Origin of the sequence: Natrinema sp. H-ect1, assembly GCF_041821105.1 — an archaeon.
Lineage (GTDB): Archaea > Halobacteriota > Halobacteria > Halobacteriales > Natrialbaceae > Natrinema > Natrinema thermotolerans.
In genome coordinates this window covers 34,441-58,788 of sequence record NZ_JBGUBA010000012.1, presented here as the reverse complement: position 1 = coordinate 58,788, position 24,348 = coordinate 34,441, and the positions used below count along the sequence as shown (strand labels likewise).

The 24,348-nt window shown below is 63.2% G+C and carries 22 protein-coding genes and 1 pseudogene; 10 read left to right on the top strand and 13 right to left on the bottom strand.

What is annotated here, in order from left to right:
* Positions 1-27 precede the first annotated feature (27 nt).
* On the top strand, positions 28-357 hold the full coding sequence (locus tag ACERIM_RS17120; RefSeq protein WP_373633577.1) for a hypothetical protein: 330 nt from the start codon (positions 28-30) through the stop codon (positions 355-357).
* Between the two features lie 560 nt (positions 358-917).
* On the opposite strand, the gene ACERIM_RS17115 is transcribed toward ACERIM_RS17120, so the two are convergent.
* Positions 918-1,343 (bottom strand): universal stress protein, encoded by a 426-nt coding sequence (locus ACERIM_RS17115; RefSeq protein WP_373633576.1) that lies wholly within the window; start codon positions 1,341-1,343, stop codon positions 918-920.
* A gap of 432 nt (positions 1,344-1,775) precedes the next feature.
* Between ACERIM_RS17115 and ACERIM_RS17110 the strand changes: the two genes are divergently transcribed.
* Positions 1,776-2,420 (top strand): heme-binding protein, encoded by a 645-nt coding sequence (locus ACERIM_RS17110; protein WP_373633575.1) that lies wholly within the window; start codon positions 1,776-1,778, stop codon positions 2,418-2,420.
* Between the two features lie 26 nt (positions 2,421-2,446).
* On the opposite strand, the gene ACERIM_RS17105 is transcribed toward ACERIM_RS17110, so the two are convergent.
* Positions 2,447-4,885 (bottom strand): heavy metal translocating P-type ATPase, encoded by a 2,439-nt coding sequence (locus ACERIM_RS17105; protein ID WP_373633574.1) that lies wholly within the window; start codon positions 4,883-4,885, stop codon positions 2,447-2,449.
* Between the two features lie 565 nt (positions 4,886-5,450).
* Here ACERIM_RS17105 and ACERIM_RS17100 point away from each other — a divergent pair.
* Positions 5,451-6,084, top strand: a pseudogene (locus tag ACERIM_RS17100) (IS6 family transposase).
* A gap of 44 nt (positions 6,085-6,128) precedes the next feature.
* On the opposite strand, the gene ACERIM_RS17095 reads toward ACERIM_RS17100, so the two are convergent.
* The 3 genes from ACERIM_RS17095 to ACERIM_RS17085 all read right to left on the bottom strand — a co-directional run bounded on the left by ACERIM_RS17095 (position 6,129) and on the right by ACERIM_RS17085 (position 7,759).
* Positions 6,129-6,680, bottom strand: a complete 552-nt coding sequence (locus ACERIM_RS17095; RefSeq protein WP_373633573.1) for a hypothetical protein — start codon at positions 6,678-6,680, stop codon at positions 6,129-6,131.
* Positions 6,681-6,689: 9 nt separating this feature from the next.
* The gene (locus ACERIM_RS17090) at positions 6,690-7,274 is read right to left on the bottom strand and encodes a hypothetical protein (protein WP_373633572.1); all 585 of its coding nucleotides are present in this window, start codon (positions 7,272-7,274) and stop codon (positions 6,690-6,692) included.
* Between the two features lie 221 nt (positions 7,275-7,495).
* Positions 7,496-7,759, bottom strand: coding sequence for a HalOD1 output domain-containing protein (locus tag ACERIM_RS17085; RefSeq protein ID WP_373633571.1), 264 nt, complete (start codon positions 7,757-7,759; stop codon positions 7,496-7,498).
* Between the two features lie 1,218 nt (positions 7,760-8,977).
* Here ACERIM_RS17085 and ACERIM_RS17080 point away from each other — a divergent pair.
* Positions 8,978-9,166 (top strand): TM2 domain-containing protein, encoded by a 189-nt coding sequence (locus ACERIM_RS17080; RefSeq protein WP_233274389.1) that lies wholly within the window; start codon positions 8,978-8,980, stop codon positions 9,164-9,166.
* A gap of 107 nt (positions 9,167-9,273) precedes the next feature.
* Here the strand turns inward: ACERIM_RS17080 and ACERIM_RS17075 are convergent, their stop codons facing one another.
* The 4 genes from ACERIM_RS17075 to ACERIM_RS17060 form a co-directional block, all read right to left on the bottom strand.
* Positions 9,274-10,935, bottom strand: a complete 1,662-nt coding sequence (locus tag ACERIM_RS17075) for an ATP-binding protein (protein ID WP_373633570.1) — start codon at positions 10,933-10,935, stop codon at positions 9,274-9,276.
* A gap of 119 nt (positions 10,936-11,054) precedes the next feature.
* Positions 11,055-11,867 carry an ABC transporter permease gene (locus tag ACERIM_RS17070; protein ID WP_373633569.1) on the bottom strand — a complete coding sequence of 271 codons (813 nt, stop codon included), beginning with the start codon at positions 11,865-11,867 and terminating at the stop codon, positions 11,055-11,057.
* Positions 11,864-12,673 carry an ABC transporter permease gene (locus ACERIM_RS17065; RefSeq protein ID WP_373633568.1) on the bottom strand — a complete coding sequence of 270 codons (810 nt, stop codon included), beginning with the start codon at positions 12,671-12,673 and terminating at the stop codon, positions 11,864-11,866. The genes ACERIM_RS17070 and ACERIM_RS17065 overlap by 4 nt, the downstream gene beginning before the upstream one ends.
* Positions 12,670-13,584 carry an ATP-binding cassette domain-containing protein gene (locus tag ACERIM_RS17060; RefSeq protein ID WP_373633567.1) on the bottom strand — a complete coding sequence of 305 codons (915 nt, stop codon included), beginning with the start codon at positions 13,582-13,584 and terminating at the stop codon, positions 12,670-12,672. Before ACERIM_RS17060 ends, ACERIM_RS17065 begins: the two co-directional genes overlap by 4 nt.
* A gap of 284 nt (positions 13,585-13,868) precedes the next feature.
* Between ACERIM_RS17060 and ACERIM_RS17055 the strand changes: the two genes are divergently transcribed.
* A complete protein-coding gene (locus ACERIM_RS17055; RefSeq protein WP_373633566.1) occupies positions 13,869-14,990 on the top strand; it encodes a sensor histidine kinase in 1,122 nt (373 codons plus the stop codon).
* Positions 14,983-16,632: a bacterio-opsin activator domain-containing protein gene (locus ACERIM_RS17050; RefSeq protein WP_373633565.1), complete on the top strand. Its 1,650-nt coding sequence runs from the start codon at positions 14,983-14,985 to the stop codon at positions 16,630-16,632. The genes ACERIM_RS17055 and ACERIM_RS17050 overlap by 8 nt, the downstream gene beginning before the upstream one ends.
* A 6-nt stretch (positions 16,633-16,638) precedes the next feature.
* Here the strand turns inward: ACERIM_RS17050 and ACERIM_RS17045 are convergent, their stop codons facing one another.
* The gene (locus ACERIM_RS17045) at positions 16,639-17,223 is read right to left on the bottom strand and encodes a response regulator transcription factor (protein WP_006648181.1); all 585 of its coding nucleotides are present in this window, start codon (positions 17,221-17,223) and stop codon (positions 16,639-16,641) included.
* A gap of 155 nt (positions 17,224-17,378) precedes the next feature.
* Here ACERIM_RS17045 and ACERIM_RS17040 point away from each other — a divergent pair, with 155 nt between their 5' ends.
* On the top strand, positions 17,379-17,762 hold the full coding sequence (locus ACERIM_RS17040; RefSeq protein ID WP_373633564.1) for an ArsR/SmtB family transcription factor: 384 nt from the start codon (positions 17,379-17,381) through the stop codon (positions 17,760-17,762).
* 81 nt (positions 17,763-17,843) lie between these two features.
* The gene (locus ACERIM_RS17035) at positions 17,844-18,200 is read left to right on the top strand and encodes a winged helix-turn-helix domain-containing protein (protein ID WP_049967052.1); all 357 of its coding nucleotides are present in this window, start codon (positions 17,844-17,846) and stop codon (positions 18,198-18,200) included.
* Between the two features lie 454 nt (positions 18,201-18,654).
* Here the strand turns inward: ACERIM_RS17035 and ACERIM_RS17030 are convergent, their stop codons facing one another.
* From ACERIM_RS17030 to ACERIM_RS17020, 3 genes are read right to left on the bottom strand one after another with little or no spacing between them, the layout of a single operon-like run.
* The gene (locus ACERIM_RS17030; RefSeq protein ID WP_373633563.1) at positions 18,655-19,203 is read right to left on the bottom strand and encodes a hypothetical protein; all 549 of its coding nucleotides are present in this window, start codon (positions 19,201-19,203) and stop codon (positions 18,655-18,657) included.
* Positions 19,204-19,212: 9 nt separating this feature from the next.
* On the bottom strand, positions 19,213-20,646 hold the full coding sequence (locus ACERIM_RS17025; protein ID WP_373633562.1) for a sodium:solute symporter: 1,434 nt from the start codon (positions 20,644-20,646) through the stop codon (positions 19,213-19,215).
* Positions 20,643-20,912 carry a hypothetical protein gene (locus ACERIM_RS17020; protein ID WP_006182226.1) on the bottom strand — a complete coding sequence of 90 codons (270 nt, stop codon included), beginning with the start codon at positions 20,910-20,912 and terminating at the stop codon, positions 20,643-20,645. The genes ACERIM_RS17025 and ACERIM_RS17020 overlap by 4 nt, the downstream gene beginning before the upstream one ends.
* Before the next feature lie 127 nt (positions 20,913-21,039).
* Here ACERIM_RS17020 and ACERIM_RS17015 point away from each other — a divergent pair, with 127 nt between their 5' ends.
* Positions 21,040-22,716 carry an AMP-binding protein gene (locus tag ACERIM_RS17015; protein WP_006648176.1) on the top strand — a complete coding sequence of 559 codons (1,677 nt, stop codon included), beginning with the start codon at positions 21,040-21,042 and terminating at the stop codon, positions 22,714-22,716.
* The gene (locus tag ACERIM_RS17010; RefSeq protein ID WP_006648175.1) at positions 22,713-24,284 is read left to right on the top strand and encodes an acyl-CoA carboxylase subunit beta; all 1,572 of its coding nucleotides are present in this window, start codon (positions 22,713-22,715) and stop codon (positions 24,282-24,284) included. Before ACERIM_RS17015 ends, ACERIM_RS17010 begins: the two co-directional genes overlap by 4 nt.
* Positions 24,285-24,348: the final 64 nt, after the last annotated feature.

Below are 24,348 nucleotides of genomic sequence, written 5' to 3'. Positions count from 1 at the left end.
CCGTGTTGGTTAACACGAGAGTCGCCGATGTCCTCCGAACCACCGGCTCCACCGGCGAACCTCCCACCAGAGGTCGTCGACGCGCTCAACGAGTCCGCTCCGGAGCGGCTGCGGGACGTTGCTGCGTACGCCGAGGCGCTAGCCGAACACAAGGACCGCGAGGCTCGTCTCGAGGAAGAGGCAGGCGACGACGGGGTGGAGGACCAGCCCGACGATCTCCCGGACGACGTCCCCGCGAAGGCGACGGTCACGATCAAGGAAATCAACGACAACCGGTACTATTACTGGCAGTGGCGGGACGGCGATACGGTGACGTCGAAGTACAAAGGCCCAGTGAATCCGGAGGAAGAGACCTAGGTCGCGACGGAGACCGTCCGTCTACAGACGAGGCGAGTGCCTGGAAGCTCGTCCTCGAGGTACGTCACGGTCCGTCCCGGGAATGGAGGCGATGGAAACTGGTCGCCGGTCGCTCGGACTGCTCGGATAGCTCGAGCCACCCTCGAAAAGTACGTCGAATTTTGCCATTCCCGCCAGTCCGGTGAACTCCAAGCGACCGGCCGTGTCGCCGTCGACGATGAGTTTGGCGTCCTCGTCGCGCGCCGCGACGGAACGTAGCGGCGCGATACGACGTCCGGATACAGCTGCTCTATCTCGGGAGTCTACTGCGTCACGCCACGAAGGTAGTACTTGGAGCGGTGGCTTCGTCACGAGGGGCTCGGATACTGGTGGACCCAATCCGGGACACGGACCGCCAGAGCGTGTGATCTCGGACCGAACGTGGGTATGCCTCTGACAGAGTGCGGTGTCTTCGCCTCCTCTCGTCCCGCACTCAAAGTAGATGTCGGGATTCCCTCATATGTGATTTTCGCATTCTATACAATATAGTGCAATTTTAGAACAGGCAGACGATTCGGCAGCTATCGTGCTATGAGAACGGGCACCGGTGATCGGCGAGCGACCCTCTCCGCGATGCTTCCGAGCAGGATGCGCGACAGCCCCTCCTGACTGTGGCTTCCGATGACTATCAGGTCGACCGATTCTCCTTCGGCCTGTGCGACGATACGGTGATCGGGCTCACCCGTGACGACGTTCGTTTCGAGACCGCGACCGCGCTCGGTTGCGATTTCAGTCGCGGACTCGAGGACGTCATCCGCGTATTCCTGCGCTCGCTCAGTAACGGGTAGTTGCAGTTCGGGACCGACGATTTGTGCCCAGCGTCCGTTCGGGACTTCGATGACATACAGCGCTATGACCGTTGCCTCCGGAAACTCGTCGAAGGCCAACTCGAGTGCGTCTGTTGCCCGTGGTGATCCGTCGTATGGGACGAGGATTCGATCGGCCATACCGAACGGAGTCGTCCTTTCGGTATATACCCATCACCCGGGTTCGAAGGGCGGAAGAGCGGCGGTAAGGGAGCGAGGGGCCCCTCGGCTTCCCAAACGCTCACTTCCCCCTCGTCGGACGCTGTGAGTCACCTCTCCGAAACCGAAGTCGGCTCGTACGAGACGGTAGCGATCCGTACGAGTCTATCGATGCGCATCGGGTTGCCGATAGGTTCGGTAACTCGAGTGACGAGTCCGGTAGTTGGGAAGCCACCGCCAACGGCAGTGACCTCCTCGGACGATCGTCTCGAGGGTTGTATATCCGAGCGAACCGTCGTCGTCCCGCATCGGGTACACGGCGTCACGTCGAGACGGTCGGCGCGATCGACGACCGATGTGAAATACCTCGAAGCTACCCCGTGGGACTATTGACCAGTACGGTGTACGGATCCTATGCGATCGGCACGAAAGATACTAGTCGGTATCGGCGGCCTGCTCGTCTTGTGGATCGGGTGGGGCGTGTACGTCGATCGAACGACCGAACGCGTCCCGTCGGAAACGCTGGGCCGCTTCGACGGCGTTGAGATCCGTCGCTATCCCAGGACGATTGTCGCCGAAACGACGGCAGGGGATGCGCGGACGGCGTTTGGACGTCTCTTTCGCTACATCTCGGGCGCGAACGCGCGCCGCGAGGAGTTGTCGATGACCGCGCCGGTGGCGGTCCGCGGTACTGCGATTCCGATGACCGCGCCCGTGCGAACGGGGTCCGACAGTGGTGACGTGACGATGGCGTTCTACCTCCCGCAGACGTACACGTCCGAAACCGCGCCGACGCCGACCGATGCCGACGTTCGACTCGTCGTCGAACCGCCGCGGACGGTCGCAGTCCGCCGGTTCTCGTGGTACGCGACGGACGAGCGCGTCCGTCGGGAACGGGAGCGGCTCCGTGAGGAACTCACACGACGAGGTCTCGAGACGGACGGCGAGCCGGCGTTGCTCCAGTACAACGATCCGTGGACGCCGCCGTTTATGCGAACGAACGAGATCGAAGTCCCCGTTGCGGACGTTCCGGACGACCGCTACAGCGACCATAACTAAACGGTAACACGGGAGTAGTCCGGAACTCAGGCGGTATCCTCGTCGGACAGTAGTGGACGAGTCGAATTCACGACGACCAGCAGACTGCTCCCGCCCATCGCAAGCGCTGCAAAGAGCGGGTTCAACAGACCGAGTACGGCAAGCGGGATCGCGATGGCGTTGTAGCAAAACGCCCACGCGATATTGCCTTTCACACGGCGATTCGTCGCTCGAGCGAGGTCGAAAACCGTCCCGACGGACGCGAGGTCGTCATCGACGAGGGCGACGTCCGCGGCGTCAGCGGCCATCGCAGTCCCACCGCCTAGAGCAATGCCGAGATCGGCCGCGGCCAGCGCCGGTGCGTCGTTGGTTCCATCGCCGACCATCACCGTCCGTCCCGTCTCGTTGAATCGCGTGACGGTCTCGGCCTTTCCTTCCGGCGGAACGCCCGCAAACACGTCGTCGACGGCAGCGTGATCCCGAAACTGCTGTGCCGCCCGGGCATCGTCGCCGGTGAGGACGACCACATCTTTCCCATCGTCGGAAATAGATGCCACCGTCTCGTCCCAGTTCTCCCGCAGTTTGTCACCGACGACGATTACGCCTTCAGCAGTCCCGTTGCGACCGACAGCGACCGGAACTCGTCCGGTTTCACGGTTGTTCGCAATTCGATCGGTGATGTTCGCGGGAACGTCCCAGCCCTGCTCGCGAAACAGATCCGGATGGCCGACGACGATCTCGTCCCCGTCGACGATACCCGCGACGCCGTTCCGATAGCTCTCGAAGGAATCGACGCGATCGGCCGGTGAATCGGCGTCCGACCCGGACTCGACCGATCCACCGTCGGGCACCGGTCGCTCGGTGGCGATGGCCTCACCGACCGGATGTGACGAGCGCTGCTCGAGAAGTGCCGCTTTCTCGAGCAACGCCGTCTCGAGGTCGGTCTCGGTGACGGTCATTTCACCCGTCGTCAGTGTGCCGGTCTTGTCGAAGATGACGGTCTCCGCGTCGCGGATTCGCTCGAAGATGCTATCGTCGAAGACGACGATCGAGCGTTCCAACGCGTCGCGGACCCCTGCGGCGACTGCGAGCGGCGTCGCCAGCCCGAGCGCACAGGGACAGGAAACGATCAACACCGTGAGCCCGACGAGAAGGGCGGAAACGCCGTTCCCGAGAAGGAGGTTCACGCCCGTAACGACGACTGCGAGAGCGAGAACGACCGGCACGAAGATCGTCGCCAGTTTGTCCGCGAGTTTCTGAATCCCATGAGAGCCGCTTTGCAGGTCCCAGACGAGTTCGGTGATCCGATCGAGGCTACTCGTCGCCTCCGCTCCGACGCGGACGGTCACCGCGCCGTCCGTCACCATCGAGCCGCCGACGACGGTATCGCCCGCGGTCTTCCGAGCGGGAAGGGACTCACCGGTGACGACCGCCTCGTCGACGGCTGCGTCACCGTCGACGACCGTCCCGTCGACGGGGACTCGTTCCCCGGACCGGACCAACACGCGATCATCGACCTCGAGGTCCTCGACTGCGACCGCTTCTGCCTCACCGTCCTCGCGAACGCGACGGGCTTCGTTGACCTGGATGGAGGTCAGGTCGGAGAGGCGCTCGGTCGCCTCCTGCTTGATCGACGATTCGTAATAGTTGCCGACCGTGACGATAACGATTATCGCGACGGTCACGTCGTAGTAGATGTGTTCGCCACCGAACACGATCGAGAGCGTACTGTAGAGGTACGCGCTCACGGCCGCGATCGCGACGAGGAGATCCATGTTCGGCGACCGCGTTTTCACGCTGACGTACGCCCCCTGGAGGATCGGCTTGCCAGTCACGCCCAGGATGATCGTCGTGAGCGCCGCGATGACGACGTAGAATGGCGTGGCGACGGAACTCGCGAGCGCGCTTTCGAAAAACTCCGTGACCCGATCGCCGTAAAACAGGCCGCCGAAGTACGTCGGGTAGATGATGACGAGGTACTGCAACATGACGGACATTCCCATGAGGACGCCGACTGCGATTCGCCCCATTTCCCAGTTATTCGCTCTCCGACGGCTGAACGTATCGTCACGGGCGTAGGCGCTATAGCCGAGTCCGCTGATCTCCTCTTGGAGGTCGGCCGCCGAGACGCGGTCCGGATCGTGATCGATTCGAACCGTGTCGGTCACGTAACTCGAGCTGGCGTCACTGACGCCGTCGATCGTCGTCGCAGCCGATTCGATAAACGCCTCGCAGGTCGCACAGTGCATCCCGTCGACTTCTAGAAACGTCGCGTCGTGATCCGACGGGACCTCGCGATCGGACTGTGAATCGTCTCGAGCGCGGCGGACATCGTCGGCGTCGATGTCGTCGACGTCCCCGAGGGTGACGTAGACATCTCGACAGCCAGTACAGCAGAACCGATTGCCGTCCGCTACGATGTCACTCCCACTGACGGGGAGGTCACAGAGTGTACAGCTGGGTTCTGACGGAGAGGTGTCGGACATTCGTTAGTCACTAGTAGCCGTTGCCGCGATTTGTTGTGTGTCGATTCCTCCGTAGAACGATCGTTTCGAGTGTCGCATCCGCGGTCTTCTCACCTCGTGCGCCAGCAGGACATCCTCGAGCGCGACGACCGCGACTCCACGTAATCGGTGTACTCGCCGGCACCGACTGCCATCACTGGCATCGATCACGGCACGCGAGATGTACGTTCCGATACAGTACACTCCCGCGAGAAACAACGCCACGGCACTGCCAAAGCGTGGAACCTGGTACATGTCGATCAGTTCGGACTGTGATATCGGCCGAGCTAGTCGCTTGGAAGGGTAATGTATTTCGTCTCCTCTCCCGGGAGTTATCGAACCCATACCCTGTTGCACAACTCCTTGTTTGGGCCGCGTAGTGCGGTCGGCCACCCGCTCAGAAATTCCGTCCCCAACGGACGGAACACTCTTCCGCTTCCGTTGGCTGCCGAAAGTCGCTACTCGAGAGGCGAAATGCTCAATCGCGGCGATAGTGGCCGTGTTTCGTTAAGCGTGAAAAGTGAGGCGGCACGATTTTCTGGTGCCTATGCCAAAAATCGACCGGCTCAGCGGGTGTAGCGACTGGATCGATTTGAGCTTTGTGGAGCGAGAACGGACACCGCGTCAACTACTGGAACTCGGTATTCGACTCCACCTTGCTTGATTGTCGCTTTCGAATACAATTCAAGAAATCGAAAGATCCGGGTCGAACGATCGCGAAAGGCCGTTCATGATTGGGTGCAGAAAGCCGATCTACAGCCAGAGCTGACGCGACTCCGAATCACGTTGCGCTCGACGAGACCGTGATTCAAATCGATGATCATCGGTATTGGCTGTACGCTGCAGTCGATCCTGAAACGAACAGAATTCTCCATATGCGGCCGTTCTCGACGACTACGACCGCGTTGACTGAACGATTTCTGCAAGAATTCACGGAGAAACACGGCGTCTTCGACATCGTGTTTCTCGTCGATGGCGCCCAGCATCTCCAGACAGCACTCCGTCGACACGGACTCCGATTTCGATACGAAAAGCACGGAAATCGGAATGCTGTCGAACGTCTATTTAGGGAGATAAAACGCCGTACCTCTTCGTTCTCAAACTGTTTCAGCCATGCTACCCCATCAACCGCAGAATCGTGGCTTCAAGCCTTCGCCGTCTGGAAGAATGCTACAAACTAAACACGAGCCGTAATTCTAGGAATGCTTTTATATAGCGGTTCGCGTTACGCCAGATCGGAGAGGCTCTCGCCGACGCGGAAGCCGATCGGTTCGCCAACCTCCTCGGAACCGAGTGCGATACCGAGTAACTGCTCGTCGGGATCGCTAATCGTCACCGTTTCGCTCGCCCGCGATCGTCCGTCTATTTCGGTGTCAATCAGTTCGACGGTCACTTCGTACGAGCCGGCATCACCCCACACGTCGTCGTACACTGCGACGGACTGTTCGTCGTCTCCGGAGGCCGACCCTTCGTTGTCGTTCCCTGACTCCGACGGAGCGAGGTCGAACGTCTCGTCGAGAACCGTTTCACCGGCGGGGTCGCCGACGGCGATGGAACCGGCGACTCGTCGGTCGGTTTCGTTGAACACGTTGACCTGTTCGAGCAACCGGTCTCCGATGAAGTCCATTGCGGTCGTACAGCCGGCTACCGCCGTCAGTAGCGCCGTTGCGCTCGCAGCGAGAGCCGCCCGTCTGGTGTGGGTGCCGTCCCGAGGCGTCCGTTCCCGACTGCGATCTCGGCGGCGAATGCCGTCACTCGAGGCGTCGTTCCGTTCCATGGTTCGAACTCAGTGCCCCTCGATCGCGTCGATGACCATCGCGGCGGCCACGACTGGGACCCGCGGCACGGAACTGGCGTCGTCGATCTCGATGTCGTACCGATCTTTCATCGAGAGCTGCCCCGAGATCGAACCCACGTGGCCGCCGTCGGCGTCGGTGATTTCGTAGTGGTGTGGGATCAGGTTCCCCAAGAGCCCTGTCCGGAACAGACCGACGAACTTCCGAGACGTGATCGCCGCCAGCTCGGCGTCGGTTTCGGGGTCACGGATCGTCCAGGTCGCTCCCGTGATCTGCTCGAGGAGCGAGTACTCGTGGTCGAGAACGACGACGTCCTCGCCGCTCCGAGCGTCCGTGAGAACGTACTGACCCTCGTAGTCCCGGATCTGCTGTGCCGTCACGGTGAACACGTCTTCGCCGTCCGCGTCGACGAACGGGAACTCCTCTTTGAGTTCGAACGTCTTTTGCTTCCCCTCGAGGACCGTATTTCCGCGGTCATCGAGGGCCGTGTACTGGTTCCGTATCAGGTTCTGTTCGACGGTGTACTGGTCGGCCGAGAGGTCGAGCCCCTCGATATCGTAGTTCGACGCCTCCATGGACAGTCCCTGTGGCCACGGAAGCAAGAACCCAGTTGCGGTGTCTCTGGCTCCGAAACAGTTCCGTTTCTGTCCCAGCGACGCTGTCTGCCGTCACCGTCGTTCCTCGTGCGCGGTCGCAAGCGTTCGGCTCTGCTGAAACCCATTTATTAGGCACTGTTCTCGATGAAATAGCCGTTACGTAGGGCTGCGAACTGATTGTGAAGCTAGTGCCGGAAATCTCAGTTAAAGCAGATTTGTAAGGTCTTCCCCTCGATTTGGATTTTATAGGAACCAATAGTGAATGAAACCGAGATGAGACTCCCCTCATTCAGGAGTGTATCAAGCGCTTCCGGATCGACAGTATCGTGCAGGGTCCAGCCCTTTTCTACCGAGAGAGCGATTGGATCAACGTTTTCTATGGCTGCGATAGCCTCCACAATGGCTTGACTCGGTGCGGTATTCGACCAGTCATACTGATTCTGGATCGACTCTGAATAATTCACTATGTAGGCTACTAGCTCTGTATGGGATTATAGCTGTTGTAAGAAACCGAGTGAATTCGCTTTCATCCTGTATGATGTGATAGGTATATTCCCTGTACTTACCGCTGATTCACGCGCTCCTGTCCGACTCTGGTCCAATTCTCGGAGATCGTCCTTTCGGTACCTCCGTCTTCGAACTGAGCGCAGAACTTTTTGTGGAATCAACGGAATACGAGACCGAGATGGATACCAGCCGTTCCAACCATGGTCTCTCGACGTATTTTCTGTTTCTTCTTGGTGCAGTTTTCATTGGGCCGCTCGAAGCTGTACTGGGGTTGGCGCTTTACTGGCTCCTCGGAAGCCAGGAAGAGTCACCACAGACTGAATCGCATTTTCAGCATTGACATCCTCCTCTGCGTGAACGCGGAGGAATCCCGAGCGGTGGGAGTTTCAGGTCTGCAGTCCAGTCACCGGACTACCAGTCCTTTCGGGCGCGGGTAGTCCCACAACGTCGGACTGGTGGACTGCTGGCGGTGCCAAACCGCCGTTACCCCTATCCTCAACCGTGTACGGCGTCCCAGTGTTGTTTTTGCCACGGGGACGCCGGCAGGCGTCAGCAGAGTCAGGGGTATCGTGATACTCGCTTTGAGCAGTCGGCACGGACACACTCTTCTGGAATGTGCGTTCACCGACTGCGCTTTCCGGACACTGCCTCGTTACGTGGGCGGACAGGCCGCCTCCGAAGGACGGTTCGGAATCCGCTCCGTTCCGACCGATTCCTGCTCTTCAGTAGGGCGGTCTGTCACTTAAACGTCACTGTGGGAAACTCACGGCGGGCGTTTGAACGGTGGGACGTTTCCCAGAGTGACGGCGCGTATCCACGGCCTGAAGGGCGTGGTATTGCGCCTGTTCAGCCTATAAATTTCATTCTTAGCCTGTAATAAGGAGGTGAGGGATTTTCACCTCCTCATGGGTTCTAACAAATCTGATGCTTCGAAACCCACCGGTGTTTCCCGGGCTGAGACACTGGCTCGGGGCCTATTTGATTCCCGTCCCATTGTTCGAACATGGAGGTGAGCAAAACGAGGATAGCGAGCATCGTTGCGGTCACGACCGCACTCGGATACGCGCTCTATCGGCGCCGCTCGATCGATTCCTCTGATAGCCATGGCGACGAATAGGTCCCCCGCTGACGACGACAGCCGACAGGTACAGCCACTCGCAGACAAGTCCACACCCGTGGCAATCCTGTTAGCGTTCGTCCTCTCTCCGGCCGCGTACTACTACGTCGGCCGGACGAAGCTAGCAGTGATCAACTTCCTCACGCTGAATTACCTGTTGCTGGGTATCGTCATCGTTCCGCTGCACGTGTACAAGATTATCAGTGACGCCGAAGCCGAACGAGGTGACCAGACGACAGTCCAGTGAGGAAGGCGATCCCGCTCGCCAGACCCCTGTCGCTCCGCAATACCGGAGCGATAGCTACCGCCAGTTGACACGCCATCCGTCCGCCGACACTCGTCTTTTCAGTCCGATCACGACGTATATTCGGTGTCGTATAGACGAACAGTCACAACGCTCCCCGTCGGCTCGTTTTCACGGAAAGAGAGGTCCCCGCCCAGTTGCGTGACGGCCCAGTTGACGAACCAGAGTCCGATACCGCTCCCGTGTTCGAGTTGCGTCTCCGTTCCGTTATCCAGTATTTTTCGCTCTCGAGTCGGAATCCCCGGTCCGTCGTCCGCGACGACGAGTTCGGCGGTACCGTCGGGACTCGCTCGAGCCGTGATCTCGATCCGGGGCGAGCGGTCCGCGTGCGTGATCGCGTTATCGACGAGTTCCGACAGCACGCGCCGGACGACGGATCGATGCGACGAGACGAGTATCTCGCCGGGACAGGACAACGAAATTTCACACGGGCGGTTGGCAGTTCGGTACTCCTCGACGACTTCCCGTGCGACGGCAGCGAGATCGACCGGCTCGGGCGACCCGGCGCTGGCGGTCATCACGTCCTCGGCCGCCCGGGCCTTGCTGCTGAGTTCGACGAGGTCGGTCGCACTGTCACGAATTCCGTCCCGTACGTCTTCGTCATCGATACGGTCGGCGTACGCGAGAACGACGTCCAGTTCGTTCCGAACGTTGTGCCGGAGGACGCGATTGAGTACAGCCAGTCGCTGTTCGCGCGTCTGGCGGTCGGTCACGTCACGTAACAGCACGGTTCTCGCAACCGGACCGGTCCCGCCATCGGTATCGGCTTCGGCGTCGTCGACCGCCGAGACGCTGAACTGGAACCGTCGGCGTCCCTTCGTCGTCTGGAGCGGGATCGTTCCCGTCGCACCCGCAGAGAGGTCGGCCCCCTCGAGCCCAGTGGTGATCGAACGGAGCGGGTCACCGATCATCGATTGCGGGGACTGACCGAACAACTCCGCAGTCGTCGCGTTCGCATCGAGGACGTGGTCCTCCCAGTCGAGTACGATGACCGCCTCCTGGAGCGCCTCGACGACGCGCGTTCGGGCGACGTACTCCGCCTTGGGAAAGCCGGTCATCACCGGATACTGCCGCACTGCGACTGTGAGCAGCCCGCCGGAGACGAGGAGGCCAACCGTGACACCGTCCGCAACGGGGCCGCTACTCCCGCTCCCGCCGGCGAGATACGGCGCCGCGATCGCGGCGATCACGATCGCGACCTGCCACCTCGAGATGCGGGCGTGGTTCCACCCGTGGCCGACCAGGAGATAGGTGCCGTACGTGAACAGTCCCAGCAACAGCATGATCTCCGTCCCGATAAACGATGCGAGCAGTTGCTCGCCGACGGTGGTCGGGGGCCGAACGGCGACGACGAGAGCGCTCAGCGCAACCGGGACCGCCATGCCGAGAAACATGGCGATGCGCCGCCGCGTGAGGCCGGTTCCCCGACCGGTGTAGCTGAGCGCGTACACGACCCAGACGCCCGGAACGACGATCCCGACGCCGAACTGGCCGATGTCGATGATCGTCGCCAGCGCCGGAACCGCCGACGTCCCCGGCAGTTCCGCCAGTACCGAAAGGCCCCCGAGAACCGTCAGGAGAGTCAGTATGAGGATAAACGGGGGTGCGCTGGGCCGGTCCCGTGACTGGACGGCGAGCCAGAGCGTCCAGCCAAGCAGCGCGACCGCTGTGACGTCGAGAGCGACGGCCGCGGACGTCTCGACGAGTGACATCGGTTCCTCTCTCGCAGTGTTGACAGTGGGATGTAATGAACGCGGTGGTCTCGGCCGACCGAGAGAGCAGCCGTCCGATGGCTCTCACCGCCGGCAGCGGAGAGAAACGGGCCGATCGTTCATAAATCACCGCGCTCGAACTGACGGGAGCCGACCAGCAGCGGTACCGCGATCCAGGCGACGAGTACCGCCAGTGCGGCCCACCAGTCGACGAACGCCGGCGTCCCGTTCCCGACGTACCGGTTCGCCCGCTCGACCTCGAATCCCACCGAGAGGAGTCGAACGTACGCTTCGCCGGGTTCGACTAACTGGAGGAACAGCACCCAGTCGGGCAGGTCTAGACTCGTGTCGAACCGGTGAAGCACCGTCACGGCGATCGACGTAAGGGTTCGCCAGAGGACCACCAAGAGGAGGTAGCCACCGACTGCACCGTAGGTGATCCGGCGATCCGTCGTAGTCGACGCCGAAAGTGCGACGGCGATCGCGACGAACGACGCGCCGTAGAGGGCAGTGGCGAACAGGAACCACGGATACGCGATCGCACCGGCTTTCCCGTACCGCAGCGCCGCGTACAGTCCGGCGATCGACAGTCCGAAGAGTGTCGGTCCCAGCAACGTGACCGTCCGACCGACCGCCGTTCCCACGAGCAACTCCCGACGGGACTGCGGCAGGGACAGCGAAAGCAAGAGGCTCCCGTCAGTCCGGTCGTCGGAAATCGACCGATAGCCGAGTAAGAGCCCGAGTATCGGCAGGACCCCGTCGACGAGTCCGATCGAACCCGTGACGAACCCCGCGAACGTCCCATCGTCTACGGTAGCGTACGCGACGGCGTAGCCGCCGAACAGGATCGATAGCAGTCCGAGCAGTAGCCAGAGCGTTCGGGCGCGGCAGGCGTCGTGGATATCCTTGCGTGCGACGGTCCGCCAACTCATGACAGATCACTGCCGGCAAAGCGGCTGTAGGTCACCGTCAAGGGCCCGAACAGCCACAGGCCGAAGACGGCCAGTGCGACCCACTCGCCGAGATACCACGGACCGTCGACGCTCGCACTCGGATCGAAAAAGCCCGCAGTGACCCGCTGGAAGACGGCCCCGGGCTCGAGGCCGAAGACGAACCGGACGGGGTCGGGAAGGCTCCCATCGACGAGTCCGGCCCTGTCGAGTCCGTACTGGAGCCCGTCGGCGATGGCGTCCCAGACCAGGACGAACAGGAAGAAGAGCCCGAACGCGACCACGAACGCGCGCTGTTTGGTCGCGGTCGAGAGCGACGCGGCGATTCCGAGATTGGTCCAGATCGCCCCGAAAGCGACGGTCGTCCCGACGAAGCCGCAGAACTGCACGACCTCGAGTCGGCCGAAAGGATACACGACGAGTCCGGCACCGAGGACCATCGCGACGAGGACGACGCCGCTTACCAGCCCGACGCGGCTCAAGACTTTCCCGAGAACGAAGTCGCCACGTCCGTGCGGCAGCGACAGCGAGAGCAACAGCGAGCCGGACTCGCGTTCGCTCACGACCGCGTCGTGGCCCAGCAAGACGCCGGTCAGGGGAACGACGGTCGCGAGCCAGCCGTCGACGAACCCCGAAAAGCGGGCGGTCGTAATCGGGTCGGACCCAAACACGGGATAGAGGTACGCGGCCGCGAGAATCGTGACGGCCGGGAGTACAAGCACCAGTCGCGTCGACCGCGGTGCCGAAGCGAGCGCGGCGTCCGTTCGGGCGATGACCCGCCAGTTCATTCCCGACTGCCCCCCGTGTACGCGAGGAACATCTCCTCCAGGGAGGCCTCCTCGGTCCGGAAGTTCATCACGTCCGCACCGCGGCGCTGGAGTTCGACCACGACGTCCATCTTCGCGTCGTTCGTACACGTGACCTCGAGCGTCGTCCCGTCGCTGACGGTCACCGTCTCGACGCCGTCGACGCCGCGGACCGCCTCGGTCGTCGCGTCGTCCAGTTCGCCGACGTCGATCAGGAGCTTGGTCCCGCCGCCGATCGACTGTCGAAGTCCGTCGATCGTATCGACGGCAACCAGTTCGCCGTCCTGCAAGATGCCGACGCGGTCGCAGATCGCCTCGACCTGCTCGAGGATGTGACTCGAGAAAAAGACCGCAGCGCCGCGATCGCGTTCCTCGCGGAGGATCGATCGGATCTCGGCGGCTCCGCTCGGGTCCAGCCCCGTCGTCGGCTCGTCGAGGAGCAGGAGATCGGGCTCGCCGACGAGCGCCATTCCCAGAACGAGGCGCTGTTTCATGCCCTTGGAGTAGTCGCTTGCCGGCCGGTCGGCCGCCGCCGAAATCCCGACGCGCTCGAGGACCTCGGCGGGGTCGTCGTCAGCGTCTTTCGACCGGACGACGTACGCGACGTGTTGGCGGCCGGTGAGTCGGTCGAACACCGAGTAGCCGTCGGGGAGGACGCCGACGCGCTCGCGCGCCGAGACGCCGTCGGCCTGACAGTCGCGACCGAACAGTTCGGCCGAGCCGTCGGTCGGCCGAGCGAAATCCAGCAAGACGTTGATGAACGTCGATTTGCCGGCACCGTTCGGGCCGAGGAACCCGAATATTTCCCCTTCCTCGACCGAAAGGGAGACGCGATCCAGTGCCGTGACCGTTCCGTATCGTTTCGATACCCCGTTCGCGGTGATCGCTGCCATAGTCGCGGCTTCGGATACGGGGAAGAAAACGACCGCCGCCGTGTGTCACGCCGAGAAACACCGTTTGCTGGGACCCCAACCGTTGCGCGTCATGTCGGACAGTCGAAAGACGTTTCAGATCGGTTTTCGTTATTACTAGGGTGTGCGTCTATGGGTCAGGGTTACAACGATGAGTGTATGATCTCCACAGCAGTACGCCGAGTAGCGGTTCGATCGGCCGTTGCGACGCGTCGAACGAATCACCACGAGCGCGCCGCCCCAGCGGCCGGGCGTCGGTGATCTCCATGACGGACCGCCGTGATGACGGTCGGGCGGACGAGTCCGACGCCATCACGATCGACGCCGTTCCGGTGCCGGTCATGGGGTACGACGCCTCGGCCGGAACGCCGGAGATCGCAGCGACGAACGATGCGTTCGATGTGACCTTCGACGCGGCGTCGACCGGAACGAGCGTCCGCGACTGGCTGCGTCGGAACCGCGCAGTCGACGAATCGACGATCGCGACCGCCTGCGATCAGCTCGCCGCCGGGAACGCGATCGATATCGAGATCGGCGTCCGAACGGACGACGCTGAACGTCGCCCGGTCCGGCTTCGCAGCGTCGACCGCTCGAGCGACGACAATACCAGCGACGGAGCGGACGGCGGGGACGCGGTTGACGGGTACGTCCTGATAACCGAACTGAAACCGACGGGCGCCGATCCCGTCGAGTTCGACCGCGTCGCGAGCGTCATCACGCACGACCTGCGGAACCCGCTCGACGTCGCGAAGGCACACCTCCGGGCGGCTAGGGAGACGGGCGAAACGGACCACTTCGATCAGGTCGAAGACGCCCACGACCGGATGGAGCGGATCATTCGAGATGCGCTCACGCTGGCCCGTGGGGACCGCGCGATCGATGCGTCCGAGAACGTCGCGATCGATGCCGTTGCATCGGACGCCTGGACGACCGTCGAGACGGAGGCCGCGTCGCTCGAGGTTGCCGAGGACCTCCCGCGGCTCGATGCCGATCCCGACCGGCTCCAGCGGCTGTTCGAGAACCTGTTCCGGAACGCAGTCGAGCATGGCTCGACAAGCCCTGGCTCGGCCGCTGGTCAGGATACTGAACACAGTTCGACAGACGGTCCGGACGCGACCAAATCGGCCTGTGACGATCCGGTCCGCGTCCGGGTCGAAAGCGCCGACCGTGGGTTTATTGTCGCCGATGACGGGCCCGGAATTCCGGCCGACAAGCGCGAGCGAGTGTTCGAACCCGGCTACTCGTCGACCGACGCGGGGGGCGGAACCGGTCTCGGGTTGACGATCGTCGAGCGGATCGCCCACGCGCACGACTGGACGGTCTCGGTTGCCGAAGGAGCATGCGGTGGTGCGACGTTCGAGTTTCGCCCGATCACAGACGATGACTGACCGGTCTGATGACGAGACGGCGGCAGGCGGTATCGATTCGGACGCGATGGACGACCGACTACGACGGGCTCCCATCGGGATCATCGAGACGACGACCGACGGACGCGTCGTCGACGTCAACGACGTCGCTGCGACGCTACTGGAGACCGACCCGTCCGCGATACGCGGGACGGCGATCGGGGAGTGCTTCCCGAAGTCGGCCGACGGGACGCTGCGGGAGGCCTTCGGCGGCCCGTCGCCGACGCCCGCCTCCTTCGAGGAGTACTACCCGCTGATCGACCGGTGGCTTGCGGTCGACGTTCACGTCGACGAGGGAACGCTCGTCTACGTCCGAGACCGCACACCGCGCAAGGAAACCGAGCAGACCGTCGATCGGATCGACCAGCGACTCGATCGGATCCAGCGGATCAACTCGTTGGTCGCGACCGTGTTACAGCAGGTAATCGGCACGTCGGACCGCTCGGACATCGCTCGGACGGTCTGCGAGCAGTTGGGCGGCACCGACCTCTACAGGTTCGCCTGGGTCGGCGACCGGTCGTTCTCCGAGGAACGTCTCCGAGTACTCGCCGCGGCTGGCGATGCAGCCAACCTGCGCGAGCGGATCGGCGAGAGCCTCGAGGACGAGCGCACTGTCCCCGGCCAAGCCGCGGTCACGTCCGGCGAGACGCAACGTCACGAGGCGATCGCCGAGGACGATACCGTTCCCCGCGGGATCCGTCGAGCCGCGTTCGGTCACGGCCTCCAGTCGTGTCTGGCGGTCCCGCTCGCGTACCAAGGGACCGTCTACGGCGTCGTAACGGTATACACCGACCGGGAAGACGGATTCAGCGATCAGGAGCGAGTCGCCCTCGAGACGCTGGGCGGCGTCGCAGGGTTCGCGATCAATGCCGGCCAACAGGAGGACCTACTGGTTGCCGACACGGGTACCGAGGTAACCGTCGAAGTCCGCGGCGAGACGGTCCCGTTCGTCGGTGCCGCACGCGAGGCCGACCGCGCCCTGTCCTTGGCGGGGGCGATCCCGCGCGGCGACGGCGCGGTCGTCTGTTATCTCACTGCCGACGGCCCGCTCGAGGGCGTCGACGAATCACTGACCGACTGCGAGGCCGTCGCCAACGTGCGGCGGATACGGGACGAGACGGAACCGCTCCTCCAGGCGACCGTCAGCGGCGACACACCGGTGACCGCGCTCGCGGCGTGGGGTGCGACGATCGAGGGCGGCGAGTACGGCATCGAGTCGGCCCGACTCGTCGCCGAAGTCCCGTCCGACGGCGATGTCCGACGGCTGCTCGAGGCCGTCGACGCCGTCGTTTCGGAGACGCAACTGGTCGCCAAACGGGAGACGACTCGAGCGCCCGAGCCGACCGAGGGGTTTCGAGACACCCTCGACGAGCAGTTGACCGACAGACAGCGAACGGTGCTTCGGACTGCCCACCTGTCGGACTACTTCACGTCGCCGCGCGGGAGCAGTTCGGCGGAGGTGGCGGAGACGCTCGACATCGCCGGATCGACGATGCTGTATCACCTCCGGCGGGCGGAGCAGAAACTCGTCGAGGCCTTTTTCGACGCCGACTCGGCGACGGAGGCAGGCGGTTCGGATGCGGCTATAGACGACGCGGAACCGAGTGCGACCGACGGGACGTGACTCGAGTCAGTACCGGCCGCGGTCGATACCCGAGAACTCGGTCAGCAACTCCTCGGCGTCGGGGAGGAGACCGAGAACGCGCTCCTCGATAGCGGCCCGGCGCGCCTCGAGGTCGGCGAGCCGATCGTCGCGTTCGATCTCGTCGGCGGGGAGTTCGGCGTCGATGACCGCTCGCGTCGACTCCAGACGGAAGTACTCGCCGAGGAGTTCGTACGCCAGGACCTGACACTGCTGGTCGATAGCCGCCCGGAGGTCGTCGCGCTCGACGGGCTTCGAGAGGTAGTCGTCGAACGGCATGTCGACGATGTCCAGTCCGGGATCGATCGCCGTCACCATGACGACCCGCGTTTCGAGATCCCGTTCCCGGAGGCGATCGAGGACCTCGTCCCCCGAGAGACCGGGCATGTGTCGATCGAGCAGGACGACGTCGGGTACCGGCTGCTCGTCGACGACCGCGAGGGCTTCCTCGCCATCATACGCGACGGTCACGTCGGCGACGTCCTCGAGACGGAGGGCGTACGCGTCGGCCACCTTCTTCTCGTCGTCGACCATGAGGACCCGGGGCGCTGTCACGCGCATCTCGTTTCCCATCTTACAGGTCGGTAAGCCGTCACCGTATTAATATCCCGGTACGATCGGACCGCGGTCAGACGACGTCGCTGCGGATAGCTAGAGTCGCGTGACGAGACCGTTGCGACTGGTAGCACCACCGTACAGGGACCGTCCCGCCGAATCAACGACTATCGATGTCGAAGGCAGATCCCGCCCGTAAGGAGAGACGGCCGACCCCGTCCGAGAACGACGAGACGGTGATAGACACGGAGACAGCGCTCGACCTCCTGAGCGACGATCACGCCCGGCGTCTCCTGGACGAACTCGACGGAAATCAGCTCTCGGCGACGGAGTTGGCAGAGCGCACGGACAGTTCCCGTGCGACCGTATACCGCCGACTGGACAGCCTCGAGGACGCGGGACTCGTCCGGAGTGCGATGAGCGTCCGGGCGGACGGTCACCACCGGCAGCGATATCACATCGCCGTCGATCGAGTGCGACTCGAGTTCGGCAGCGATGGGCTCGCGATCGAAGCGAGCGATCGCGTTGAACGCGACCGCAACATCGACCCTGCATAGCTAGAGGGTGGTCTCGATCGGGAGTGCCGAATAGTAGCGAGACACTACACGACCGTCCAACTGGTACGAACGACGTACCCGATGTCCGATTCCGAATCCAAATCACGATCCGATCCCGCGCTCGGGGCCGTCTCGAGCGATACAGAGCGTTCGATCGATATCGACGCCCTCCTCGCAGTGCTGGCCGAGGACTACACGACCGAGATCCTCGCGGCAGTAGGCACGGGATCCGTCCCTGCTCGCGAGATCGCCGATGAGACAGGTGCCTCCCGCCCGACTGTGTATCGGCGTCTCAACCGACTCGAGGCGATCGGGGTCCTCGAGACGACGATGGTTCCGTCCCCCGGCGGACAACGCCGGCAGGCGTTCGAACTCGTTCTCGAAGAAGTCGAGGTCCCACTCGTGGCCGATGTGGACGCAGTTGCAGACGGGAGCTGACAGGAGAAGTCGGAACGATCACGTTTCGCCGACTGTCGAGTTACCTCACGGCGACCGCCGTGGTGTTTCGCCGGACGATGTCACAGCCGATGCTCGGTGGACTTGTATAATATGACGGACTACAACGAATTATTAAGATTTTTTATAGATATATGGGGAACCTCAGTTCCAGCGTCTTACTGCCCGTTTTCGAACGGATACGAACCCCATATCGTGGAAAATCCACACTCACGGGATCAGAAGCGCTGCTTTGACGGCGAACGTTGGCCGTCGTTCCGGTTGCGTTCGTCTCACAGGAACGAGAAACCACGAAACGCGGTCCGAGATCGGGCAGGTATCCGAAACGGACTGCATCGGGTTCGGCCGTATATGTCGAGGTGCGAACTAGTATTCGAAACCGACATACCTATCTGAATCACGCCGGACTGATGCGATTCCAACGATGGGGTCTCGGTCAGTACGAGGTCGACACCGAACCGCCAGCCGCGTCCAGTCGCGACCAGTACCGCCACTTCGCTCGGATTTTGTACCGCTGTACGACCGCGAGCCTGAACCGCGGATGATCGGCGAGATCCCACGGGTCACGCTCGAGGCGATCCATGACCGTCCGCATGAGGGCGGCCAGTTCGCCCTCGTCGTCCGGCAGCGGCGAGACGTCGACGAGACATACGCCAGCGGTCGTTCGCTCGCGAACGTCCTCGCGGACGGCCATCGAGAGTACTGTGCGCGAGACCGGGTCGGCAGTAACGGGGACGACGGTGAGTTCGGTCTCGGACGGTTCGGTAATAGTCACTCGAACCCCGTCGGCATCGCTGCCGTACAGGAATCGATCGGTACCCGAGGGCGACCGCTCATCGATCTCGAACGGCAGGCCATGGTCCTCGAGCGCTTCGGTAAGCCTCTCGAGGAGCGTCGCTTGCGAACAGCCACAGAACGTTCGCCAGCGGTTCCCGACGAGAACCGTGTCGACGAATCGTCGCACGAGTGAGCGCTGTGCGTTCATTGATCGTCGTTACCAGCCTGCGTCCTCGTGTCCCAGTTCGTCGCGGAGTCGTTCGACCTTCTCGACCGAGGGTGCATCCGTGACCAGCGACACGGCGACGGTGACACACAGCGAGAGCGGTAAGGCGAGCAGAATCGCCGAGAACATGGGCAGCAAGAGCCAGGCCCCGACGTAGCTCAGGAGTCCGGTCACCATCCCGGCGAGCGCGCCGGACGTCGTCGTCCGCTTCCACCAGATACCGAGGACGAGCGGGAAGAAGAACGCGGCCGCCATCATCCCGGTCGCGTCGGTGTAGAGGACAACGAGGACGCTCGGCGGATCGAGCGCGGCGATGGCGATGGAGACGAGGCCGACGCCGACGGTCGCGACGGTCCCGAGACGAACGACCCGGTCGTCCGAGGCGTCGGGGTTGAGGACCGTCCCGTAGATGTCGTTCGCGATCGACGCCGACATCGCGAGCAACAGCGCGTCGGTCGTCGACATCACCGCGGCGAGGATCGCGGCCGCGACCAGCCCCGCGATGACGGCCGGCAACAGCGATTCCATCACGACGACGAGCGCGAGATCGGGATCGGCGAGGTTCGGGTCGATACTGAGCGCGACCGAGGGAATGATGTAGAAGGCGATGACGCTGAAGACGGCGTACAGGATCGCGACCCAACTGTAGGCGATCTTGGCCGATTTCGGGCTGTCGGCCGAGAGGACGCGCATCACGATGTGGGGGAGGATCGCGACCGTCGACGCCCAGATGACGAAGAACCCGAGATACGAGGCCGGATGGACCGGTGCCATCTCGAGCAAGCTTGGCGTCGCAGCGCCGGGGGCGGTAATCGAGAACCCGTAGTAGGCGAACCCAATACCCGCCATGACGAGCATCAGCCCCCAGATCAGCACGCCCTGAAGGACGTCGGTGACCGTAATCGCCCACATGCCGCCGAGCGATACGTACGCGATAAAGATCAGGCCGATGACGATAACCGACGGGAGATAGCCGATCCCGAGGAGATACTCCGTGACGACGCCGGCGGCCTTGAGCTGTGCGACCATGTACAGGACGAACGCGAGGATGACGACGATCGGAACGAGGAGATTGATCCGTCGATCCCGATAGAGGAAGTCGAAGACGTCGGTGATCGTGTACGCGTCCACGCGTCGCATCGGTTTGGCGACGAGAATCGCCGCGACGATGAACCCGACCACGGAGCCGGTGATCGCCGTCCAGCCGAACGGCAACCCGAAGGTGTACGCGAACCCGATCGAGCCCAGAAACGTCCCGCCGCTCGCGAAGGCGGCGAAGATCGCGAGCGTGTTCATCACGGTGCCGATCTCCCCGCTCGCCGACCAGTACTCCTCGCCCGAGCGGTGATCTTTGAAGTAGTAGCCGATCCCGAGGATAACCAGGAAATATCCCAGAACGATCGCGAGTTCGCTGGCTTGGCTCATGCCGTCTCACCGCCCCGACGTTCGACGTAGTACGTCGCCGCAACGAACAGGGTTCCGAGGACGACCATTACGATCGGCTGAGACAGGAGGAGCCACGGCTGCCCGGCGATCATCAGTTCGACGCCCGTGAGCAGCGGTGCATACGCGACTGCAATGAGGATCGCCGCGACGCCAAGCATCCCGGCGGACAGTCGGTCGAGTCGGAAGAACCCCGATGTCGAGACCGTGCCATCGTCTACTCGGTCGCTATCGTACTGTTGTGACATCTCATACCACGGTATAATACACCACTATATAATAATTATGGCAGTTCGTAGCGTACTGACAGCGAACCACCGCGACTCAGTGTAATTCACCAGAACGTTTATCAAAGGTGGTTGTCGATTTGTGAGTATGGGAATCGCAAGCACACTAGACGATAGACCCATCGACGAGATCACGGTCGACAGCATGCTCCGGGCGCGAGCGGATCGGATCCCGGACGAAACGGCGTTGATCTACGGCCCGGACGACACCCACGTCACGTACGACGAGCTCAACGCGACCGCGAACCGGATCGCGAACGGCCTCCGCGAGCTGGGCGTCGAACGGGGATCGAACGTCTCGGTAATGGCCGCCCATCCGCTCGAGACCCTGCATGGGATGTTCGGGATCAACAAGGCCGGCGGCGTCTACTCGCCGATCAACTTCGAGTACGAAGGCGAGACGCTGTCCTACCAACTCGACGATACCGACCCCGACGTCTTCGTTCTCGAGGACCGGTATCTCGACCGCTTCGAGGCCGTCCGCGACGGCCTCGAGACCGACCCCGAACTCGTCGTGATCGAGACGGACGGACCGAGTCCGGAGACGAGCCTCGAAGCGACGTCGTTCGACGAGTTGCGGGAACAGCCGGCGACCGATCCAGACGTCGACGTCGCCTGGCACGACACCGCGAGTATCGTCTACACCTCCGGGACGACGGGGATGCCGAAGGGCGTCGTTATTCCCCACCGGTGGATCTTCGCGAACTACATCGCGCCCAAACGCGCCGTGTTGAACGAGGACGATGTCGTCCACACCTCGCTCCCGCTGTATCACATCGGTGGCGTCTACGCCGACGTCGTCGCCGGGCTGGTCGCGGGCGGAACGGTAGCGCTCTGGGACCGGTTCTCCCCACAGGAGTTCTGGGACCGCATCGACACCTACGAGGCGACGTCGGTGACGCTCATCTCGGTGATGATGCCGTGGCTGATGAACGCACCGCGGACCGACTCCGACCACGAGAACACGCTCAACAAGGTCCACATGCAGCCACTGCCCGAGGAGTACGAGGACCTGGCCGAACGCTTCGGATTCGAGATCGCGACCGTCGCCTTTGCCCAGACCGAGACCGGGTCGCCGATCGTCGGCGTCATTCGCACGGACGACGCGGGCGGAACGCCGCCGTCGTACCGCCGCGGCCTCGAACCCGCCGCCGTCGAGGAGCGAGCCCGCGAGATGAACCTTCCCGTCGTCGAGCGCGTCGACGAGGAGCGATACATGGGTCGCGTTCGCGAAGACATCGCCGAGGTCGCCGTCCTCGACGAACACGATCGTGCGGTCGAGACCGGCGAGGTCGGTGAACTCTGTATCAGACCGAAACAGCCAGGGCTGTTACTCGAGCGCTATCACGCGAAACCCGAGCGGACGGCCGAGGCGATGTCGAACCTGTGGTTTCACACGGGCGACGCGGCCTATCGCGACGAAGACGGCAACTTCTACTTCGTCGATCGGCTCGGCGACGTGATCCGTCGGCGCGGCGAGAACATCTCCTCGATGCAGATTCAAGACGCCGTCTCGACTCACGACGCCGTCGAAGCGGCCGCCGTGTTCCCGATCCCGGCACCCGAAGGCGGCGAGGATCGGATCGGGCTCGCGGTCGAACCCCGCGGCGACGAGTCGGTGACCGAAGCGACGATCAGTTCGCATCTCGAGGGACGGATCCCGTCGTTCATGCACCCCGACGAGACGTTTATCGTCGACGAAATCCCGACGACGGAGACGAACAAGATGCGAAAGGTCGAACTCAGGGAGCGACTCCTCGAATGACCGACGACGATCCGTTCGAGGCCGTCGCCGACGCGAAAGACGCGCTCTCGGACGACGCCCGGGACGACGCCGTCGAGTACCAACACGGCCTCGGCAAGCTCACGGCTCGAGAGCGAATCGACTACCTGCTGGACGAGGCGTCGTTCGACGAGATCGGACGGCTCGCCGCGCCGATGCCGACGACGCCGGAGACGACCGACTGGGAGCGCGAGGACGCACCGGCCGACGGCGTCGTCACGGGATTCGGTCGGATCGACGATCGACCCGTCGCCATCTTCGCGACGGACTTTACCGTCAAGGGCGGCTCGATCGGCCACGCCGGCGGTCGGAAGATCGCGCGCGTGACCGAACGCGCACTCGAGCGTGGTACCCCGCTTATCATGCTGCACGACGGCGGCGGCCACCGGATTCAGGAGGGCCTCGACGCGGCACCGTTCGCTCGCGGCGACAACGGCTTCTCGAACCTTCAGACGGCGCTCTCGGGGTGGGTCCCCGTCGTCTCCGCGATGATGGGGCCGGCCTTCGCTGCGCCGACGAACTTCGCCGCGCTCTCTGATTTCGTCCCCATCGTCGAGGGGACCGGAACGATGGGCGTCGCCGGCCCCTCGCTCGTCGAGTCCGCCCTCGGCGTCGAGGGGACCAAGGAGGAACTCGGCAGCGCGCGGTTCCAGACGACCGAGACCGGGATGGCCGACCTCGCCTGCGAGGACGACGAATCGTGTCTCGATGCCATCCGGACGTACCTCTCGTACCTGCCGCGAAACGCGGAGTGTGAGCCACCGACCGTCGAGCCGACACCGCCGACGGAGAGCGCTCGAGAGGGGTTGCGCGAGATCATTCCCTCGAGTCCGCGAAAGGGCTACGATATCGACGCGATCATTCAGGGCATCGTGGATCGGGACTCGACGTTCGAACTCAAACCGACGTACGGCCGCAACATCGTCACGGCGTTCGCCCGCCTGGAAGGCGAGCCGATCGGCGTCATCGCGAACAATCCGCGGTTCAAAGCGGGGACGATCGATACCGCCGCCTCGGAGAAGGCCGCCCACTTCGCGGCCGTCTGCGACGCGTTCGGACTGCCGATCGTCACCCTGACCGACGTGCCCGGTATCCTGCCCGGCCCGGACTCCGAACGGGAGGGGATCGCACGCCACTCCGCGAAACTCCCGTTCGAACTGGCTCGAGCGACGGTCCCGATCGCCAACGTCGTGTTGCGACGCGGCTACGGGTTCGGCTACGTCGCCATGGGCGGCGGCCGCTCGCTCGACTCCGAGTTGACGGTGCTGTGGCCCACGGCCGAACTCGCGGCGATGGGGATCGAAGGCGCAGTCGACATCGCCTACAGACACGAGATCGAGTCGGCCGACGACCCCGAGAGCCGCCGGCGGGAACTGATCGACAAGTTCGAAGACCGGACCGACGCCGTCCGCGCGGCCGCACGCGTCGGCGTCGACGGCGTCGTCCAACCCGAAGAGACGCGTGACCGAATCCGACGGGCGTTCGACCGGGCCGACGACGGCCGCGACCGGGACTGGCCGCCGAAAAAGCGATCGATCAACCCGATATAGGCGGCCCGCACCCGTCGTACCGCCGACCGGACGATCGGACTGAAGTTTTATATAAATGTTTATG

What these genes read in the sequence shown, in the direction of transcription:
- ACERIM_RS17120 (WP_373633577.1), top strand. Translation starts at nt 28, where the DNA reads ATGTCCTCCGAACCACCGGCTCCACCGGCGAACCTCCCACCAGAGGTC.
- ACERIM_RS17115 (WP_373633576.1), bottom strand. Translation starts at nt 1,343, where the DNA reads ATGGCCGATCGAATCCTCGTCCCATACGACGGATCACCACGGGCAACA.
- ACERIM_RS17110 (WP_373633575.1), top strand. Translation starts at nt 1,776, where the DNA reads ATGCGATCGGCACGAAAGATACTAGTCGGTATCGGCGGCCTGCTCGTC.
- ACERIM_RS17105 (WP_373633574.1), bottom strand. Translation starts at nt 4,885, where the DNA reads ATGTCCGACACCTCTCCGTCAGAACCCAGCTGTACACTCTGTGACCTC.
- ACERIM_RS17095 (WP_373633573.1), bottom strand. Translation starts at nt 6,680, where the DNA reads ATGGAACGGAACGACGCCTCGAGTGACGGCATTCGCCGCCGAGATCGC.
- ACERIM_RS17090 (WP_373633572.1), bottom strand. Translation starts at nt 7,274, where the DNA reads ATGGAGGCGTCGAACTACGATATCGAGGGGCTCGACCTCTCGGCCGAC.
- ACERIM_RS17075 (WP_373633570.1), bottom strand. Translation starts at nt 10,935, where the DNA reads ATGTCACTCGTCGAGACGTCCGCGGCCGTCGCTCTCGACGTCACAGCG.
- ACERIM_RS17070 (WP_373633569.1), bottom strand. Translation starts at nt 11,867, where the DNA reads ATGAGTTGGCGGACCGTCGCACGCAAGGATATCCACGACGCCTGCCGC.
- ACERIM_RS17065 (WP_373633568.1), bottom strand. Translation starts at nt 12,673, where the DNA reads ATGAACTGGCGGGTCATCGCCCGAACGGACGCCGCGCTCGCTTCGGCA.
- ACERIM_RS17060 (WP_373633567.1), bottom strand. Translation starts at nt 13,584, where the DNA reads ATGGCAGCGATCACCGCGAACGGGGTATCGAAACGATACGGAACGGTC.
- ACERIM_RS17055 (WP_373633566.1), top strand. Translation starts at nt 13,869, where the DNA reads ATGACGGACCGCCGTGATGACGGTCGGGCGGACGAGTCCGACGCCATC.
- ACERIM_RS17050 (WP_373633565.1), top strand. Translation starts at nt 14,983, where the DNA reads ATGACTGACCGGTCTGATGACGAGACGGCGGCAGGCGGTATCGATTCG.
- ACERIM_RS17045 (WP_006648181.1), bottom strand. Translation starts at nt 17,223, where the DNA reads ATGGGAAACGAGATGCGCGTGACAGCGCCCCGGGTCCTCATGGTCGAC.
- ACERIM_RS17040 (WP_373633564.1), top strand. Translation starts at nt 17,379, where the DNA reads ATGTCGAAGGCAGATCCCGCCCGTAAGGAGAGACGGCCGACCCCGTCC.
- ACERIM_RS17035 (WP_049967052.1), top strand. Translation starts at nt 17,844, where the DNA reads ATGTCCGATTCCGAATCCAAATCACGATCCGATCCCGCGCTCGGGGCC.
- ACERIM_RS17030 (WP_373633563.1), bottom strand. Translation starts at nt 19,203, where the DNA reads ATGAACGCACAGCGCTCACTCGTGCGACGATTCGTCGACACGGTTCTC.
- ACERIM_RS17025 (WP_373633562.1), bottom strand. Translation starts at nt 20,646, where the DNA reads ATGAGCCAAGCCAGCGAACTCGCGATCGTTCTGGGATATTTCCTGGTT.
- ACERIM_RS17020 (WP_006182226.1), bottom strand. Translation starts at nt 20,912, where the DNA reads ATGTCACAACAGTACGATAGCGACCGAGTAGACGATGGCACGGTCTCG.
- ACERIM_RS17015 (WP_006648176.1), top strand. Translation starts at nt 21,040, where the DNA reads ATGGGAATCGCAAGCACACTAGACGATAGACCCATCGACGAGATCACG.
- ACERIM_RS17010 (WP_006648175.1), top strand. Translation starts at nt 22,713, where the DNA reads ATGACCGACGACGATCCGTTCGAGGCCGTCGCCGACGCGAAAGACGCG.